17 protein-coding genes are annotated in these 17,724 nt (G+C 73.2%); 4 read left to right on the top strand and 13 right to left on the bottom strand.

Features of this window, described 5'->3' with window-relative positions; translation table 11 throughout:
- The first annotated feature begins 18 nt into the window (after positions 1-18).
- Positions 19-585, top strand: a complete 567-nt coding sequence (locus A8711_RS02330; RefSeq protein ID WP_069087331.1) for a sugar O-acetyltransferase — start codon at positions 19-21, stop codon at positions 583-585.
- 83 nt (positions 586-668) lie between these two features.
- Positions 669-3,254: a hypothetical protein gene (locus A8711_RS02325; protein WP_069087330.1), complete on the top strand. Its 2,586-nt coding sequence runs from the start codon at positions 669-671 to the stop codon at positions 3,252-3,254.
- 42 nt (positions 3,255-3,296) lie between these two features.
- Here the strand turns inward: A8711_RS02325 and A8711_RS02320 are convergent, their stop codons facing one another.
- From A8711_RS02320 to fdxA, 5 genes are read right to left on the bottom strand one after another with little or no spacing between them, the layout of a single operon-like run.
- Positions 3,297-3,944 carry a nucleoside/nucleotide kinase family protein gene (locus A8711_RS02320; protein WP_064447911.1) on the bottom strand — a complete coding sequence of 216 codons (648 nt, stop codon included), beginning with the start codon at positions 3,942-3,944 and terminating at the stop codon, positions 3,297-3,299.
- Complete coding sequence (locus A8711_RS02315) at positions 3,944-4,588, bottom strand: SIMPL domain-containing protein (RefSeq protein WP_064447912.1); 645 nt, start codon at positions 4,586-4,588, stop codon at positions 3,944-3,946. The genes A8711_RS02320 and A8711_RS02315 overlap by 1 nt, the downstream gene beginning before the upstream one ends.
- Positions 4,589-4,593: 5 nt before the next feature.
- Positions 4,594-5,610 (bottom strand): prephenate dehydrogenase/arogenate dehydrogenase family protein, encoded by a 1,017-nt coding sequence (locus A8711_RS02310; protein WP_069087329.1) that lies wholly within the window; start codon positions 5,608-5,610, stop codon positions 4,594-4,596.
- A gap of 1 nt (position 5,611) precedes the next feature.
- Entirely contained in the window at positions 5,612-6,721 is a 1,110-nt protein-coding gene (gene dapC, locus A8711_RS02305; RefSeq protein ID WP_043330946.1) for a succinyldiaminopimelate transaminase, read from the bottom strand.
- Positions 6,718-7,044, bottom strand: a complete 327-nt coding sequence (gene fdxA / locus A8711_RS02300; RefSeq protein WP_007464872.1) for a ferredoxin — start codon at positions 7,042-7,044, stop codon at positions 6,718-6,720. The genes dapC and fdxA overlap by 4 nt, the downstream gene beginning before the upstream one ends.
- A gap of 78 nt (positions 7,045-7,122) precedes the next feature.
- Here fdxA and A8711_RS02295 point away from each other — a divergent pair, with 78 nt between their 5' ends.
- On the top strand, positions 7,123-8,157 hold the full coding sequence (locus tag A8711_RS02295; protein ID WP_069087328.1) for a GNAT family N-acetyltransferase: 1,035 nt from the start codon (positions 7,123-7,125) through the stop codon (positions 8,155-8,157).
- A gap of 12 nt (positions 8,158-8,169) precedes the next feature.
- Here the strand turns inward: A8711_RS02295 and A8711_RS02290 are convergent, their stop codons facing one another.
- The 3 genes from A8711_RS02290 to mshB form a co-directional block, all read right to left on the bottom strand.
- On the bottom strand, positions 8,170-8,634 hold the full coding sequence (locus A8711_RS02290; protein ID WP_043328434.1) for a hypothetical protein: 465 nt from the start codon (positions 8,632-8,634) through the stop codon (positions 8,170-8,172).
- Positions 8,635-8,719: 85 nt separating this feature from the next.
- A complete protein-coding gene (locus tag A8711_RS02285; RefSeq protein ID WP_043328433.1) occupies positions 8,720-9,214 on the bottom strand; it encodes a hypothetical protein in 495 nt (164 codons plus the stop codon).
- Positions 9,211-10,134 (bottom strand): N-acetyl-1-D-myo-inositol-2-amino-2-deoxy-alpha-D-glucopyranoside deacetylase, encoded by a 924-nt coding sequence (gene mshB / locus A8711_RS02280; protein WP_176722736.1) that lies wholly within the window; start codon positions 10,132-10,134, stop codon positions 9,211-9,213. The genes A8711_RS02285 and mshB overlap by 4 nt, the downstream gene beginning before the upstream one ends.
- Before the next feature lie 85 nt (positions 10,135-10,219).
- Between mshB and A8711_RS02275 the strand changes: the two genes are divergently transcribed.
- Positions 10,220-12,364, top strand: coding sequence for a prolyl oligopeptidase family serine peptidase (locus A8711_RS02275; protein ID WP_069087327.1), 2,145 nt, complete (start codon positions 10,220-10,222; stop codon positions 12,362-12,364).
- An 84-nt stretch (positions 12,365-12,448) separates the two neighbouring features.
- On the opposite strand, the gene A8711_RS02270 is transcribed toward A8711_RS02275, so the two are convergent.
- From A8711_RS02270 to A8711_RS02250, 5 genes are all read right to left on the bottom strand, one after another.
- Positions 12,449-14,194 (bottom strand): ABC transporter substrate-binding protein, encoded by a 1,746-nt coding sequence (locus tag A8711_RS02270; protein WP_043328427.1) that lies wholly within the window; start codon positions 14,192-14,194, stop codon positions 12,449-12,451.
- A gap of 107 nt (positions 14,195-14,301) precedes the next feature.
- Complete coding sequence (locus A8711_RS02265) at positions 14,302-15,288, bottom strand: ABC transporter permease (RefSeq protein ID WP_043328426.1); 987 nt, start codon at positions 15,286-15,288, stop codon at positions 14,302-14,304.
- A gap of 13 nt (positions 15,289-15,301) precedes the next feature.
- Positions 15,302-16,306, bottom strand: coding sequence for an ABC transporter permease (locus tag A8711_RS02260; RefSeq protein ID WP_069087326.1), 1,005 nt, complete (start codon positions 16,304-16,306; stop codon positions 15,302-15,304).
- A complete protein-coding gene (locus tag A8711_RS02255) occupies positions 16,303-17,325 on the bottom strand; it encodes an ABC transporter ATP-binding protein (protein ID WP_069087325.1) in 1,023 nt (340 codons plus the stop codon). The genes A8711_RS02260 and A8711_RS02255 overlap by 4 nt, the downstream gene beginning before the upstream one ends.
- A partial coding sequence (locus A8711_RS02250) for an oligopeptide/dipeptide ABC transporter ATP-binding protein (RefSeq protein WP_141707642.1) occupies positions 17,322-17,724 on the bottom strand: 403 nt, incomplete at its 5' end. The genes A8711_RS02255 and A8711_RS02250, both read right to left, overlap by 4 nt.

Raw genomic sequence — 17,724 nt, 5'->3', positions numbered from 1 at the left:
GGCCGGGACGATCGAGCGATGACCTCCATGAAGGACCGGATGCTGGCCGGCGAGCAGTACATCGCCGACGATCCCGCGATCATCGCCGACCTGGCGCGCGCGGCCCGGCTCAGTGAACGCTTCAACCGCAGCTCCGCCGACGATCCGGCGGGCCGCCTCGCCGCGCTGCGCGAACTGCTCGGCTCACTCGGCGAGGACGCCTGGGTCCGGCCGCCACTGCACTGCGACTACGGACACCAGACGCACATCGGCCCGCGCACGTTCGTCAACTTCAACGCGGTCCTCCTCGACGTCGCCCGCATCACCATCGGCGCGGACGTCCAGATCGGACCGAACGTGCAGTTGCTCACCGCCACCCACCCGGTCGAACCGGAGGCGCGCCGGGCCAAGTGGGAATCCGCACAGCCGATCACCATCGGTGACAACGTCTGGCTCGGCGGCGGAGTGATCGTCCTGGCCGGGGTGACCATCGGCGATAACACGGTGGTCGGCGCCGGCGCTGTCGTGACCCGCGACCTGCCGGCCAATGTGGTGGCGGTGGGTAACCCCGCTCGTCCGATCAGAAGCCTGACTCAGCCATCCTGAGCTGCGGGAACAACCGCTCCAGCGGATGCGGACTCCAGCCCCGGCGTGCACTCTGAGTAGTAGGGCGTTCACCGGGAGGCACTATGGAGCGGGTCCTCGAACTACGGGTGCACGGGGTGTCGAACACCCCGCCGGATCAGCTGCTCGGCCTGAAAGCAGGCGCGAACGGTGACGGTGGGCAACCAGCACTCGTCGCCGGCGGTCAGGTGACCGGCTTCTACCGGTCCACCACAGCCGGCCGGGACGACCCGATCACCGTCGAGGCGTACAGCTGGGGGCAGTTGACCTCCGGCGCGCGGACCCGGCGGGACGTGGAACGGGCGCTGTGGACGCTGCTGCTCCCTTTCGCCCTGGCGAACGTCGCGCTGCACGCCCGCGCGGGCATCCCGCCCGACCCGGACCAGGAGCGCTGGGCCAGCCGGTCCGGCATCACCGCCTGGCTCATCCGCCTGTTCTGCCTGAGCCTGACCTGCACGCTCGTCATGACCGTGACCGGCGTCGGCGTGGACCTGATCGGCTGGCAGTGCGTGGAGGCGGACTGCCTCGGCCGGCTCCCCGGGCCGTGGCAGTTCCTCGGCGACTCCTGGTGGCGGCAGGGCACCCGGGCGCTCGCGCTCGGACTGCTGCTGCCGCTGCTCGTGCTGGCCGCGATCGGACTCGTCGCCTTCCGCACCTACCAGTACGAGGCGCAGATGCCCGCCGACCCGCACCACCATGCGCCCGTCCGGGAAGACGGTGAGCCGGTCGAACCACCGGAGCCGCGCGAGCCGCCGCAGAACCCGCTCCAGGATCCGACGTTCTGGAACGGGGAAGGGCAACTGCGCCGCGCCGCCGTGCTGCACCTGTGCACGGGCGCGGTCACCGCCGCCGCCGTACCCGTCACCGCGGTTCTCATCATGGATCCGCCGCGCGGCCTGCGGGCCGCTGTCGCCTGGCCGACCGTCGCGCTGCTCGCCGCCGTGGTGACGATCGCCGTGATCGCGGTGGCCCGGCCCTGGTTGAGCCGGCGCCAGGGCGCCACCCCGCTCGGCCGGTGGAGCATCGCCGTCGCGGCGCTCACCGCGCTCGGTCTGGTCGGCACGTTCGTCCTGCTGCTGCTGCCCGAGGGCCCGGCCGGCCAGCCGCTGTCGGCGTACCGGCCGCCGCTCGGGTGCGCGGCGCAGCCGGAGATCGCCGGCTGCCATGCCGACCGGTCACTGCCCGGGTACGACACCGCCATCGCCTGGCTCGTCGCCTACCAGGTGCTGCTGCTGGTGGCCATCGCCGCGGCGAACCGCTCCGGCCGGCGGGCACTGGCCGGTCCGGCCGCCGGGGCGCTGCTGCTGCCGCTGGGCGCGACCTGGATCGAACACGGGCTGCCCGGCCTGCCCGACGCGCCGGACGCGCTGCGCACCTGGATGCTCGTCGGCCCGGCCGGTGTGCTGGCCGGCATCGGACTGCTCCTGCCCCGCCTGCGCCCGACGGTGCCGACCCAGCCGCTCGGCGCGTACACCGATCTGGCCTGGCGGGGCTGCGCCCCGGCGGTCATCGCCGGTTTCGGCTGGATGATGGCGGCGGCCTACTGCGCCGGACTGCTCTACTGGGTCAGCGACCGGCTGGACGCGTCGGCCGAGCCGAGCGGCCCGAGCCGGGTGATACCTCCGCTCGCCGTCTTCTGGGCCGGGCTGGCCTGCGCGGTCGGCCTGCTCGCGCTGATCGGGCTGCTGGTCCGGGTCGCGGTCCTGCTGCACCGCCTGCGCCGGGTGGAGTACGCCCGGCTCACCGCCGCCCCCGGCCTGTCCGCGCACGACCGGCGACGCTGCCGCGACGTCAGCACGTACCGGGCGCTGCACCGGCTGGTCGGCGAGCACGCGGTCCGGCTGATGGGCTGCTACGCCGCGTTCTGCGCGGTCCTGGTCACGCTCTGCTGCGCCGCCGCGCTCTCCGGCGAACGGCCGAGCCCGCTGTCCCCCTCCGGCTGGCAGACCGCCATCCACTGGACCGCCGAACGGGGAGACGCCATCCTCGGCTGGCTGCCGGTGGTGATGGCGGCGCTCGGGCTGCTGGTCTACCGCACCGACTCGGTACGCCGCTCGGTCGGCGTGATCTGGGACGTGTGCACGTTCTGGCCCCGGGCCGCGCACCCGCTCGCCCCGCCCAGCTACGCCGAGCGCGCCGTACCGGAACTCCAGACCCGGGTCGCGGGCCTGCTGGCGCTACCGCCGCACCACAGCGACCGGATGGACGGCGTCATCCTCTCCGGGCACAGCCAGGGCACCGTCATCTGCGCCGCAGTGCTTCTGCAACTGCCCCGCCGGTGGCGGCTGCGTACCTGGTTCTTCTCCTACGGCTGCCAGCTCACCCGGCTCTACGGGCGGGTCTTCCCGTCCTACTTCGGCCCGGAGCGGCTGCGTACGCTGGCCGGCGCGCTCACCTGGCCCGGCGGCCACGTGGCCTGGACGAACTTCTGGCGGGACACGGATCCGCTCGGCTGGCAGGTCAGCGCCGGGCAGCGGGACGTGCCGGTGGCGGACCCGGAGGCGCTGCACCCGACCGGCGGCGAGGTGGCCGACCCGCCCATCCGCAGCCACAGCGGCTACCCGGAGGCGGCGGAGTTCACCCGCGAGCGCGCCGTGGTGGCCCGGTTGCTGCGCCGCACCGTGCCGTCGCCCCGGCAGCGGGCCGGCTGACCGTGCGCCGGTGCGGCGGCGGGTCTGCGGCAGCGCCCGGCGTCACGCCGGCGGCGGGTCGGCCAGGCGGACCACCAGGTCGGCGTGCACGGCCGTGCCCGCGACCAGCCGGGCGTTCTCCTCGTCGCTGCCCAGCGCCCAGGCCCGGGCCTGCTCCGGCGACTTCCCGTACGCCTCGTGCCGCGCGGTGAGCCGGCGCACCCGCACCTCCGCCTCCAGATCGAGGAACCAGGCCTCGTGCAGAAGCGTCCGCACCTCCTCCCACGGGTCGTCCCGCAGCAGGAGGTAGTTGCCCTCGGTGACCACCAGGCGCACCTCGGGCGGGACCTCGATCGCCCCGGCGACCGGCTCCTCCAGGTCACGGCGGAACTCCGGCGCCCACACCGACGTCGGCTCCAGCCGGCGCAACCGGCGCAGCATCGAGGCGAACCCGTTGACGTCGAACGTGTCCGGCGCGCCCTTGCGCCCCGACCGGCCGAGCCGCTCCAACGCCGTCCCGGCCAGGTGGAAGCCGTCCATCGGGACCAGCCGGGCGACCGGGCCGAGCGCGGCCACGATCCCTTCCGCCAGGGTGGACTTGCCCGCACCGGGTGCCCCGGCGATGCCGAGCAGCTGACGCGGGCCGGCCTCGGCCAGCGCGCGCGCCCGGGCGACCAGGTCGTCGAGCCCGAGCACCTCCGCCGCCGGCATCAGTCCAGCACCGGCTCGCTGATGGTGAACCGCGCCTCGACCGCCGCCTGCACCGGCTGCGGCGCCGGGTCCAGCTCCAACTCCAGCTCCGGCTGCTCGCCGGAGCGCGCGTACGCCGCCTTGACCATCATCGGCGGGGACGCGCTCAGCCCGGTGTCGGACAGCTCGCGCAACGCGATCACCCGGGCGCCGAGCGCCTCGGCGTACTCCCGGGCCCGGACCAGCGCGTCCGCGATCGCCGCCTGCCGCGCCTCCCGGTAGGCCGGGCTGTCCGGCCGCAGCGACCACACCGGGCCGGCCACCTCGACCTGCTCCTGGTCGGCCAGGCGGAGCATCAGCTCGCCCAGCGCGGTGAAGTCGCTCGTCGTGACAGTGGTGCTCACGCTGCCCTGGTATGCCACGACGCGGTCGCCGGAACGCCTCGTCACCGGCCAGACGTGCACCTGGCCGGTCTCCCGGCGCTCCACCGCCGGCTCGGCCGCGTCGAGCAGCGCCCGCACCGCTGCGGCCCGTTCGGCCAGCCGGGTCAGCGTGGTCTCGCGATCCCGGTCCCGGGCCGTCGCCGTCACCGTGAACCGCGCCAGCTCGGGCGCCACCTCCCGGTACGCCTCACCGCGTACCGCCACGACCGGTGCGTCCGCCATGCCGCTCAGCCTAACGGCGGCGTGGCCGGCAGGTGCCCCGTGTAGGTGACCGCGCCGCCCGCCTCGCGTACCCCGGTCAGGTGACCGCCCGCGGCGCCCAGCTCCCGCAGGTACGCCAGCTCGCCGACGTGGTCGGCGGCGCACGGGAACTCCCGCCGGTGCGCGGTGAACTCGCGCGCCCGCAGCGTGGACCGGGTCTGCCGCCCCTCGGCGAGGCGCTCGGCCAGCGCGTCGGCGTCGCCGGCGCGCAGCGCCTCGGTCAGCTCGCCCAGGAAGACGCCGAGCGCGTCCAGCTCGGCGAGGACGCGGTCGCGGTTCCCGAGCAGCATGTTCGCGGTCCGTTCGGGCGGCCCGCCGGCGACCCGGGTGCCGTCGGAGAAGCTCCCGGCGGCGAGCGTCAGAACCGCGTCCCGCAGCGCCGACCGGTGCACGGTGCCGGCCAGCGCCCCGGCGAGCACGTGCGGCACGTGCGAGGCGAGCGCGGCCGCTCCGTCGTGCTCCGGGGCGGACATCGGCACCACCCGGGCGTGGAAGACGTCCACGAGCAGCGCGGCCAGCCGCCGGAAGGCGTCCAGCCCGGTCGGCCCCGGGCAGAGCACCCAGGCGGCGCCGTCGAGCAGGCCCGGCTCGGCCGCGTCCGGTCCGGCCCGGTCGGCCCCGGCCATCGGGTGGCCCGGCACGAACCGGTGCCCGAGCCCCTGCACGGTGGCGACGGTGCTCACCTCGGCCTTGACGCTGCCGACGTCGGTGAGCACGCACCTGTCGTCGGTGACGGCGGCGACCCGGGCCAACGTCGCCGGCAACGTCGGCAGGGGGCCGCAGAGGAACACCACGTCCCGGCCGGCCACCGCGTCCTCGACCGTGTCGGCCACCACGACGCCCCGCTCGCGTACCCGCCCGCGGGTCTCCGGGTCCGGGTCCCAGCCGGTCACGTCGAGCCCGGCGTCGCGCAACCGGAGCAGCAGCGAACCGCCGATCAGCCCGGTGCCGACCACCGCCGCCCGTGCCAGCTCGCCCGCCATGTCAGGACCCGGCGAGCCGCCCGGCCACCGCGTCGACACGCTCGTCGGACTCGGTGAGCGCCACCCGGACGTGCCGGGCGCCGGCCGGGCCGTAGAAGATCCCGGCCGCGACCAGGATGCCCCGGCGGGCCAGCCAGTCCACCGTGTCCCAGCAGTCCTCGTCGCGGGTCAGCCAGAGGTAGAGGCCGGCCTCCGAGTGCTCGACCGTGAAGCCGGCCCCGGTGAACGCCGCACGCAGCTTCTCCCGCCGGACGCGGTAGCGCTCCCGCTGGGCGTCGGCGTGCTCCTGGTCGCCGAGCGCGGCCACCATCGCGGCCTGCACCGGCGCGGGCACGATCAGACCCGCGTGCTTGCGGATCTTGAGCAGCTCGGCCACCAGCGCCGGGTCACCGGCGACGAACCCGGCCCGGTACCCGGCCAGGTTCGAGCGCTTGGACAGCGAGTGCACCGCCAGCACGCCGTCGTACGAGCCGCCGCACACCTCGGGCGAGAGCACCGAGACGGGCTCGGCGTCCCAGCCCAGCGGCAGGTAGCACTCGTCGCTGGCCACCACGGCCCCGCGCTCGCGCGCCCACTCGACCACCTTGCGCAGGTGGGCGGCGGGCAGCACCCGGCCGGTCGGGTTGCCCGGCGAGTTGACCCAGACCAGCCGGACCCGGGGATCCGGGCCGAGCGCGGTCAGCGAGTCGGTGCGTACGGTGGTCGCGCCGACCAGCCGCGCCCCGTCCTCGTACGTCGGGTAGGCCACCGACGGCACCACCACCACGTCACCGGGGCCGAGCCCGAGCAGCGTGGGCAGCCACGCCACCAGCTCCTTGGAGCCGATCGTGGGCAGCACGCCCAGCCCGTCGACGCCCGCGCCGCAGGCCCGGGCGACCCACGCCGCGATCGCGTCCCGCAGCGCCGCGGTGCCGGCGGTCAGCGGGTAGCCCGGCGCGTTCGACGCGTCGGCCAGCGCCTGCCGGATCAGCTGTGGCACCGGGTCGACCGGCGTGCCCATCGACAGATTGATGAGACCGTCCGGATGCGCCGCGGCCGTGGCGGCCGCGGCGTCCAGGGTGTCCCAGGTGAAGTCGGGCAGCCGTGCCGAGACCGGCGAGCGCCGGTTCAGTGGCCCTCGCCGCGCGGCGGCTGCGCGGCGACGAAGGTGGCGTCCTTCTCCACCTTGCCGATCTTCGAGGCGCCACCGGGCGAGCCCAGGTCCTCGAAGAACTCGTAGTTGGCCCCGGTGTAGTCCTTCCACTGCTCCGGGACGTCGTCCTCGTAGAAGATCGCTTCTACCGGGCAGACCGGCTCGCAGGCACCACAGTCGACGCACTCGTCGGGGTGGATGTAGAGCATCCGGTTGCCCTCGTAGATGCAGTCGACCGGGCACTCCTCGATGCATGCCTTGTCGAGCACATCCACGCACGGCTCGGCGATGATGTAGGTCACCGGTCTTCTCCTCCGCAGACTCGTCGCGATCACCCGCAACGGTAAGAGCCTAGTATCTCGCCGGGGAGGGGGTCGATCGTGCTCCGACAGCAGGACGTGGGACACCGGATCGTGGTCCGCCGGATTGTGGGGATTCGTGAGGGCCGCACGCTGTTCTCCGACGCGCTCGGCGAACTCGTCGAGCTGAGCGAGACCCACATCACCCTCGCCACCGACGCCGGTCCGCTGCGCGTACCGGTCGCCGAGGTGCACCGGGCCAAGCGGGTGCCGCCGGCCCGCCGCCCCACCGCCGCCGCCGTGGTCGCGCTGGAGCTGGCCGCCGACGAGGCGTGGCCCGCACCGGTACGCGGACGGCTCGGCGACTGGCGGCTGCGCTGGGCCGACGGCTGGACCGGTCGGGCGAACAGCGCGCTGCCGGTCGGCGACCCGGACCGGCCCCTGCCCGCCGCGCTGGACGCGGTGCAGCGCTGGTACGCCGAGCGGGGCGGCACCGCGCTGGTGAACACCCCGCTGCCGCTGGCCGCCCCGGTCGGCGCCGAACTGGACGCGCGCGGCTGGACGGCCCGGCCCCCGGTGCTGGTGCAGACCGTGCCGCTGCGCGCCCTGGCCGCGCCGCCGGACGCCGGGCTCGCCGACACGCCGCCGGATGCCGACACGCCGACCGCCGGCCCGGACGGCCCGCCGCCGCTCGCCGGTCCGGACGGCACGCCGCCGGTGACGCTGGCCGGCGCGCCCGCCGACGACTGGCTGGCGATCGCCGCCGGTCGCAAGGGAGGCCTGCCGGACGCCGCGCGGCACGTGCTCACGGCCGTCGACCGGGTCCGCTTCGCGGAGCTGCGGATCGACGGCCGGCTGCTCGCGGTCGGCCGGGGCACGGTGACCGGCGAAGGCCGCTGGCTCGGCGTCAGCCTGCTCGAAGTGCTGCCCGAGGCGCGTCGGCGCGGATTCGCCGTCGCGGTCGTCCGCGCCCTGGCCCGCTGGGGCGCGGCCGAGGGCGCCACGCGGGCGTTCCTCCAGGTGGAGCAGAGCAACACCCGCGCGGTCGAGCTCTACCGCCGGCTCGGGTTCACCACCCACCACACCTACCTGACCCGGGTCGCCCCGGCCGCCTGAACGGCCGGAGGGTCAGCGCCGGACGACCCGGCGCGGCCGGGACCGCTTCATCTCGGCGTACCGCTTGAGCTGCCGGGACCGGTAGTCCCGGCCGAGCGCGGTGAGGATCAGGTAGCCGACCAGCACACCGGCGGCGGTGGCGGCGAGATAGAGCCAGATCTGGGCGAAGAACAGGCCGGCGCCACCGCCGAACGGGTTCTCCCCGACCACCAGCGGACCGACGAACACGGTGAGCGCCAGCGCCACCCCCACCGCGGCGGCCAGGTCACCGGCCAGGCGGCCGAGCGGACGGTCGGCCCCCCACCGGAACGCGACGCCCGCCAGGATCAGCCCGATCACCAGGAACATCGCCAGCGACACCCGGTCGGACGCGGCGTCGTCGTCCGGGAACGCGAATCTGGTGACCAGCCGGGCCACCACGTTCACCGCGAACAACGCGGCCGCCAGCACTCCGACCGCACGCCACCGCTGACCCATCGCACGCCTCCCGCCGTACCGCCCGCTCCCTCGGCGGGCCTCTGGCAGGAATGTCTACCACCGTCGCCTGTGTGGCGTCAGCACCTCACCGGACAGGGGGCGGCGTCACCAGGTGCCGGAAACCGACCACCGCGAACGTGACCGCGCCGGCCACGATCAGCGCCAGCCCGAGCACGTTGTCGCCGACCAGCGCGAGATCACCCTCGACGGTCCGGACACCGCCCGCCACGATCACCACGAACCACGGCAGCGCGGCCAGCACGACCGCCCAGCGGCCCCCCGTCGACCGGTGCCCGAACGAGCCCAGCAGCACCGTCGCCGCCACCACCACCGGCACGCCGACGACCACCGCGCCCACCCCGACCAGCGCCTGCGCCGCGCCGGAACGGCCCTGCACCAGCTCCCAGGCCCAGGTCGAGAAGATCAGTTCGAGCAGCGCGAGCAGCACGCCGCCCCAGACCGTCAGCACGCCGCCGGTCACCCGCAGCGCGCGGTCGAGCGTCCGCTCCGCCCGGCTCGGCGGCGCGGCCTCCGGTGGCGGCTCGGCAACTGTCGACACGGGTACGGCCGGCAGCGTCACCGGACACCGGCCGCCGCGACCGGGGACCGATCCGCGGCGTCCGGGGCGATCCCGGCGAAGAGGTCGTCCTCCCAGCCGTACGGGCCATGGCCGGGCCCCTTCTCGCCCACCGCGAGCGTGAAGTACTCGACGCCCATGAACTCGCCGCCGAAGTTGCCGGCGATCGAGTAGAGCCACGAGTTGGCCGGGATCTGGGTGGCGTGGGCCCGCATCGCCGCCTCCTTGGCGGCGTGCTGCTCGGTGCCGTCGATCCGGGCGGCGATCTCCGCGTCCGGCGTACCGAACGGCAGCTCGTCGGCGCTCTCGATGCCGGCGAACGGGTTGTCCGAGGACTCGGTGAACGTCTCCAGCCCGGCGTCGAGCACGCTGCGCGGCATGGCCGTCCAGTAGACCTTCGCCGGGGCGATCCCCTCGGCCGCGGCCAGCTCCACGCCGCGCATCGCCACCCGGTGCGCCTGGATGTGGTCCGGGTGGCCGTAGAAGCCGTTCGGGTCGTACGTGACGAGCACCTGGGGACGGACCTCGCGGATGACCTCCAGCAGGTGCCCGGCGGCGACGTCCAGGTCGGCCTGCCAGAACGCCCGCGGGTGCTCGTTGGTGGCCATGCCCATCATGCCCGAGTCGCGGTAGCGGCCCGCGCCGCCGAGGAACCGGTGGTCGGTGACGCCGAGCGCGGCGCAGGCGTCGGCCAGCTCGCCGATCCGGTAGCCGCCGAGCTGGTCCGCCTCGGCCGCGCAGAGCTGGGCCAGCGCCGGGACGTGGATCTCGCCCTCCTCGCCCAGCGTGCAGGTGACGAGCGTGACGTGGGCGCCGGTGGCGGCGTAGTGCGCCATCGTCGCGCCGGTGCCGATCGACTCGTCGTCGGGATGCGCGTGGACCAGCAGAAGGCGTCGGTCGGGCAGCGTCGTCACGCCCGTCACTCTAACCGGCGGTCCTGCCCGCTCGACGGTGATGCGTCCGCTCAGGTCGGCCACATCACCTCCGGCGCGCGCCTACGCTGCAGGCGTGGACTTTCCCGAGCTGGCCGCCCGTACCCGTCGGTTCAGCCACGGGGCGCCGCGCGCCGTCACCGTCTCCGGCGACGGCTCCCGGGTCGTCTTCCTGCGCTCCGCGGGACCGGAGGACCCGGCCGACGCGCTCTGGCTGCTCGACATCGACAGCGGCGAGGAACGCCTGGTCGCCGACCCGGCGGTGCTGCTGGGCGCGGACGCCGATCCGGCCCGCCTGTCCCCGGGTGAGCGGGCGCTGCGCGAGCGGCTGCGGCTCAGCTCCGGCGGCATCGGCTCGTACGCCCTGGACGCGGCCGGCCGGGTGGCCGCGTTCGCGCTGGCCGGGCGGCTGTTCCGGGCCGACCTGGTGCACGGCGACGTGGTCGAGGTGGCCACCGGCGGGCCGGTGATCGACCCCCGGCCCGACCCGACCGGCGAGCGGCTGGCCTACGTCACCGACGCCGCCGAGGGCGTACGCCGGGGCCAGCTGCGGGTGGTGGAGCCGGACGGTACCGACAACCTGCTCGCCGGTGAGGACAGCGGCGTGACCTGGGGGCTGGCCGAGCACATCGCCGCCGAGGAGTTCGACCGCTACCGCGGCTACTGGTGGGCGCCGGACGGGCGCAGCGTGCTGGCCGCCCGGGTCGACGAGTCCCGGCTGGAGCGCTGGTACCTGCACGACCCGGCCGACCCGGCGAGCCCGCCGACGTCGCTGGCGTACCCCGTCGCGGGTGGCCCGAACGCGGAGGTCAGCCTGCACCTGCTCGACCTCGACGGCGGCTGGGTCGACGTGCACTGGGACCGGGAGACCTACCCCTACCTGAGCTCGGCGGACTGGTCCGACGGCGGGCCGCTGATCACGGTGCTGCGCCGCTCGCAGCAGCACGGCCTGGTGCTGGCGGTGGACCCGCGCACCGGGGAGACGCAGGTGCACGCCGAGCTGGCCGACCCGCGCTGGGTGGAACCGATCCCCGGCACCCCCGCCCACCTGCCCAACGGGCGGGTGCTGGTCGGCGGCGAGCTGGCCCACGACGGGTACGACGCACGCTGCCTGTTCGCCGACGGCACGCTGCTCACCCCGCCCTCGCTGTACGTGCGGCGGGTGGTCGGGCGGCTGCCGAACGGCCCGGGCACGACCGCGGACCTGCTGGTCGAGGCGAGTGAGGGTGAGCCGAGCCAGCGCCACCTCTACCGGGTGCGGACCACCATCGGCGGCGGCATGGACGCCCGCCGGATGGGCAGCGACCCCGGCTGGCACACCGCCTCGATCGGCGGCTCCACGCTGGCGGTGGGCATCGCGTCGCTGGAGCACCCCGGCGTCCGCTGGCGGGTCTGGCACGGCGACCGCGAGGTGGGTGAGCTGCGCTCGCTGGCCGCCACCTGCTCGTACGCGCCGCGGCCGACGATGGTCCGGGTCACCGACCGGCGGCTGCCAAGCGCGGTGCTCTACCCGGCCGAGCACGTCAAGGGCACCCGGCTGCCGGTGCTGCTGGACATCTACGGCGGCCCCGGCCACCAGGAGGTGGTGGCGGCCCGCAGCGTCTGGCTGGAGCGGCAGTGGTGGGCCGAGCAGGGCTTCGCGGTGGTCACCATCGACAACCGGGGCACCCCCGGCATCGCGCCTTCGTTCGAGAAGGCGATCCACCGCCGGGTCGCCGACGTGATCCTCACCGACCAGGTGGACGCGCTCACCGCGCTCGCCGACAAGCACCCCGACCTGGACCTGGAGCGGGTGGCGGTGCGCGGCTGGTCGTTCGGCGGCTGGCTGGCCGGGCTCGCGGTGCTGCGCCACCCGGAGTTGTTCAAGTGCGCGATCGTCGGCGCGCCGGTCACCGACTGGGCGCTGTACGACACCGCGTACAGCGAGCGCTACCTCGGCATGCCCGACGACGGCATGGACGTCTACGCCCACCACTCGCTGGTCGAGCTGGCCGCCGAGCCGCTCGGCGACCCGGCGCAGGCCCGGCCGATGCTGCTGGTGCACGGCCTGGCCGACGACAACGTGCTGGCCGCGCACACGCTGCGGCTGTCCGCGGCGCTGCTGGCGACGGGCCGCCCGCACGCGGTGCTGCCGCTGACCGGGGCGAGCCACCTGGCCGCGGGCGGGGTGTCCGAGCGCCTGCTCCGGCTGGAGCTGGACTTCCTCCGCCGCTACTTGTAAGGAAGGGCCCCCTGTTAACGCCTGCGGTAAAGGAAGGGCCCCTTCTTAACGCCAGGCGTTAAGAAGGGGCCCTTCCTTGCAGAGCTACTGCTTGACGTACGCGTTGACGAAGCTGGGCCAGCCGAAGATGCTGCCGATGAAGATGCCACCGGCCTTCTCGCCGTGCGCCACGGAGACCACCTCGTTGTAGAGCGGCACCGCCGGCGCGGACTCCTTCATCAGCTTCTCGTCCAGCTTGCTCCACTCCTCGGCCTGCTTGGCCGGGTCGAGGGCCAGCACCCGGTCGAACTCGGCGTTGATCGCCTCGTTGTTGAGCTGGGACGTGTTGCTGTTGCCCTCGGCCTTGAGGCTGCGGCCGTCGAAGAGCACCGGCAGGATCGAGGCGCCGCTGGGCCAGTCGGCCGCCCACGAGTCGACCCACAGGTCCCAGGGGTTGCTCTTCTTCTTCACGAAGTCGAGGTAGCCGTCCTCGGGGATCGGCTTGACGGTGACCGTGAAGCCGGCCTTCTCCAGCGCGTTCTTGACCTGGGTGGCGGTCTCCTGCGAGGCGGTGTCGTCGGAGGTGCCGAGCACCAGGTTCACCGACTTGCCGCCCAGCGTCTCCTTCGCCTTCGCCGGGTCGCCGCTCTCACCGGCCGGGTACGCGTCGAACTTCTTGTACCCGAGCGTGGTAGGGGGCAGCAGCGTGGTCAGCGGCACCGCGCCGTACGGGCCGCCGAGGTTCTTGGTGATGCTGCTGCGGTCGATCGCGTAGTTGATCGCCTGCCGCACGGACAGGTCGGTGACCCGGGTGGTGTTGATGCTCAGCCGGTAGGCGTTGGGCGTCGCCGCGACGATCATCCGGGCCTTGAGCGCCGGGTCGCCGGTCACCTTCGCGATCAGCTCGGGCGGCACGCCACCGGTGGCGACCGCCGCCGCGTCGTTGCCGGTGCCGGCGAGGACGCGGTTGGTCTGGGTGGTGTTGTCCGAGCCGAGCGACCAGACGAACTTGTCCGGGTAGGCGTGCCGCACCGGGTCGGTGGCCGGGTCCCAGTTCGTGTTGCGCTCCAGCACCATCTCCACGCCGGGCTGGATCTTGGTGAAGCGGTACGGCCCGGACGAGAACGGCATGTTGTCCAGGTTGACGCCGGTGTCCTTGTCCGGCGGCAGCGGCGCGGTGGCCGGCAGCGACACCGCGAACGGCAGGTCGCAGCGGGGCTTGTTGAACTCGAAGCGCAGCGTGCGCGGGTCCGGCGTGGTCAGGCCGGGCGGCAGCGAGGTCTTGTTCTTCTTGAAGTCCCACTTGGTGTCGTACTGCGGGCTGTCGGCCAGCCACTCCTGCAGGTAGGTGGGGCCGCCGGTCAGGTCCGGGTCGAACGAGCGGGCGATGCCGTACGCGATCTCCTTGGAGGTGATCGGGCGGCCGTCCTCGAACTTGACGCCCTCCTTGATCGTGAACTCCCAGACCTTGCAGTCGTTGTTCACGTTCTTGCCGGGCGTCTCGGCGAGGTCGCCGACCAGCGTGACGTTGCCCTTGCCGTCGTCCTTGAAGGTGGTGAGGAACCGGGCGTAGAGCTGGCTGCCCATCAGGCCGGCGAACGAGTAGACCCGCTGCGGGTCCAGGTGGGAGATCTTGCTCTCGCGCAGGATGTAGAAGGTTCCGCCCTTGGCCGCGCCGGGCACCTCGGCCGCCGGGCCGAGCGAGTCCTTCGGGTCGGTCGCGATGGCGCCGCTGCGGGGCTTGTTCGTGTCCGCGGTGTCGCCGTTGTCGCCGGTGTTCTTGCTGCACGCACTGAGGGCGACCACCAGTGCCATCGCACCGCCCACGGCGGTGGCGAGTCTTGCTCGCATACTCAACTCCTCGGGTCCGATGAAGGAAAGCTTCGCCTAGCTTTCACTCGCGGTAAATTTCGAGCAGATAACGGGGGCACAACGATCGACCACCGGCGACGCCCGGATCAGCCGAGACGCACCCGTGGATCGATGAACGCGTACAGCAGGTCGACCACGATGTTCGCCACCACCACGAACAGCGCCGACACCAGGACGGTGGCCATGATGGTCGGCAGGTCGCCCTGGCGTACCGCCTCCACCGCCGTACGCCCCAGCCCCTGGATGCCGAACGTCGTCTCGGTGATGACGGTGCCGCCGAGCGCCGCGCCCACGTCGAGCCCGGCGATCGTCACGATCGGCGTGATCGCGGCGCGCAGCGCGTGCCGTCCGTACACATTGCGTTTCGCCACGCCCTTGGCCCGCGCGGTCCGCACGAAGTCCTCGGAGAGCGTCTCCAGCATCTGCGCCCGGGACAGCCGCGCGTAGATCGCGGAGAAGAGCAGCGCGAGCGTCACCCACGCCAGCACCAGGCCGCGCGCCCATTCGATCGGGTTCTCCAGGAACGGCACGTAGCGGGGTGTCGGCAGGATCTTCAGCGAGTACACGAAGACCAGCAGCAGCACGGCGCCGACGAAGTAGAGCTGCAGCGAGGCGAACGTCAGCGTCAACCCGATCGAGATGCGGTCGAGCAGCGACCCCCGCCGCAGCGCGGAGATCATCCCGAGCCCCACGCCGAGCGCCAGCCAGAGCACCGCCGCCGGGAGCACGATGTTCAGCGTCACCGGCAGCACCCGGGCGAACGTGTCGGTCACCGCCTCGCTGTTGACGTACGAGTAGCCGAGGCAGGGCGCCTCGCACTTGCCGCCCTGCGCGCTGCCCAGGTCACGGCCGACGAAGATGCCCTTCATGTAGTTGACGTACTGCGTCGGCTTCGGGTCGTTGAGCCCCAGCTCCGTGCGTACCCGCTCCAGCCGCTCGGCGTTGCAGTTCTTCGGGCACATGCCGGTCACCGGGTCGCGGGGCAGCGCGAAGAACATGAGGAAACTGACGATGCTCACCGCGAGCAGCACCGAGACCGCGAGCAGCAGCCGCTTCAGCAGAAACCGCACCATGTCGTCGAACCCCCTACCGTGACGACTTCGGGTCGAGCGCGTCGCGCAGCGCGTCGCCGAAGAGGTTGAACGCCAGCACGAGCGCGAAGATGGTGATGCCGGGGAAGAAGACGTACGCCGGGTCGGTCTGCAGGTAGTCGATGCTGCGGTAGATCATCCGGCCGAAGCTCGGCACCGACTCGGGCAGCCCGACGCCGAGGAAGGACAGCGCCGCTTCGCCCGTGACGTACGACGGCACGGCGAGCGAGAACGCCACCAGGATCGGGGCCCAGATGTTCGGCAGCAACTGCCGGAACAGCATGTGCCCGAGCCCGGCGCCGCTGGCCCGCGCCGCCTCCACGAACTCCCGTTCGCGCAGCGACACCACCTGGCCCCGGACGAGCCGGGCCGTTCCGGTCCAGCCGAACGCGGCGAAGACCACGATCAGCGTGGTCACCGCGAACCACGTCGGCACCGCGTCCCGGGGGCCGTAGAAGCGCAGCGAGAACGTCGGCACCACGGCCAGCGCGAAGATGAGGAACGGCAACGCCAGCGCGACGTCGGTGATCCAGCTGATCACCGAGTCGACCACGCCGCCCAGGAAGCCGGCGACGATCCCGAGCACCACGCCGATGGTCGTGGTGACCAGCGCGGCGCCGAGCGCGATCAGCAGCGACGTCCGGATGCCGTAGATCATCCGGATGAAGATGTCCCGGCCCAGGCCCGGTTCCAGCCCGAACCAGTGGTCACCGCTGACGCCGCCCACGTAGCCCAGCGGCATGCCGGTGGCGTCCAACAGGTCACCGAACTGCTGGTTCGGCGACACGCCGTACAGCCGCTGGATCAGCGGCGCGGCCATCGCCGCCAGGATGAACAGGGCCAGCACGACACCGCTGACCATTGCGGTACGGTCGCGCCGCAGCCGGGCCCAGACGAGCTGGCCCGGTGAGCGGCCGACCAGCCGCTTCTTCTCGTCCGGCTCCTGATCGGAGGACTCGATCTCGGCGAGCGCCGCGCCCTCGACCGGCGACAGGCTCATTTCGACACCTCCACGGGTTCGCCGGTCGGCATGCCGACCGGTCCGCTCTCCGGGTAGTGGCAGGCGGTGAGCTGCCCGCCGTCGTCCCGGGTGGTCAGGGCGGGTTCTTCGGTGGCGCAGTGGTCGGTGGCTTTCCAGCAGCGGGTGCGGAAGCGGCAGCCCGATGGCGGGTTCAACGGGGTGGGGACGTCGCCGGTGAGGCGGATCCGGCCGGCGGGCCCGAGGGTGGTGACGTCGGGGATGGCGGAGAGCAGGGCTCGGGTGTAGGGGTGCTGGGGCCGGGTGTAGATGGTGTCGCGGTCGCCGATTTCGACGATCTTGCCGAGATACATGACGGCGACGCGGTGGCAGAAGTGGCGGATGACGGCGAGGTCGTGGGCGATGAACACGAACGCCAGGTCGAGGTCGCGTTGCAGGTCGCGGAGCAGGTTGATGACCTGCGCCTGGATCGACACGTCCAGCGCCGAGACGGGTTCGTCGGCGACGATCAGCTTGGGTTTCAACGCGAGGGCGCGGGCGATGCCGATGCGCTGGCGTTGCCCGCCGGAGAACTCGTGCGGGTACCTGTTGTAGTGCTCCGGATTCAGCCCGACGAGTTCGAGGAGTTCCTGGACGCGTTTCTTCACGCCGCCGGGTGGGGTGATCCGGTTGACCTGCAACGGCATGGCCACGATCCGCCCGACGGTGTGGCGGGGGTTCAGTGAGGCGTACGGGTCCTGGAAGATGATCTGCAGGTCCTGCCGCAACGCGCGCAGCTCACGCCGCCCGCCGTGGGTGATGTCCCGCCCGGCGAACTCGATCGTCCCGGCGGTGGGTTCCAGCAGACGCACCAGCATCCGCCCGGTCGTGGTCTTCCCACACCCCGACTCCCCGACCAGGCCGAGCGTCTCGCCGGGCCGCACGTCGAAGTCCAGCCCGTCGACGGCCCGCACCGCACCCGTGACGCGCAGGCCCTGCCGGACGGGGAAGTGCTTGGTCAGTCCCCGCACCGACAGCAGCGGCTCGGTCTCGGCGCTCATCGGGCCACCCCCACCCGCGCGACCTCGTCCCGGTAGATCCGCTCCCGGTCACCCGSCGGCAKATGGCAGGCGACCAGGTGACCCGGCACGCCGGCCTCCCGCAGYTCGGGCACCTCGGTGCGGGACCGGTCACCGTTCACGCCGGCCCACCGGCACCGCGGATGGAACGCACACCCAGACGGCAGATTGATCAAGCTGGGCGGGTTACCCGGGATCGGCACCAGGTCCGCGTCCGCGTCACCGTGCAACGACGGCACACTCGACAACAACCCCCACGTGTACGGATGCTGCGGCGCCCGCAACACCCGCTCCACACTCCCGTGCTCCACCGCCCGACCCGCGTACATCACCAACACGTCATCAGCCACCTGAGACACCACACCCAGGTCATGCGTGATC

Source organism: Micromonospora sp. II (assembly GCF_001709195.1).
Taxonomy (GTDB): domain Bacteria; phylum Actinomycetota; class Actinomycetes; order Mycobacteriales; family Micromonosporaceae; genus Micromonospora; species Micromonospora chalcea.
Note: the sequence above shows the minus strand (reverse complement) of the source record. Positions and strands in the feature narration are given on the sequence as shown.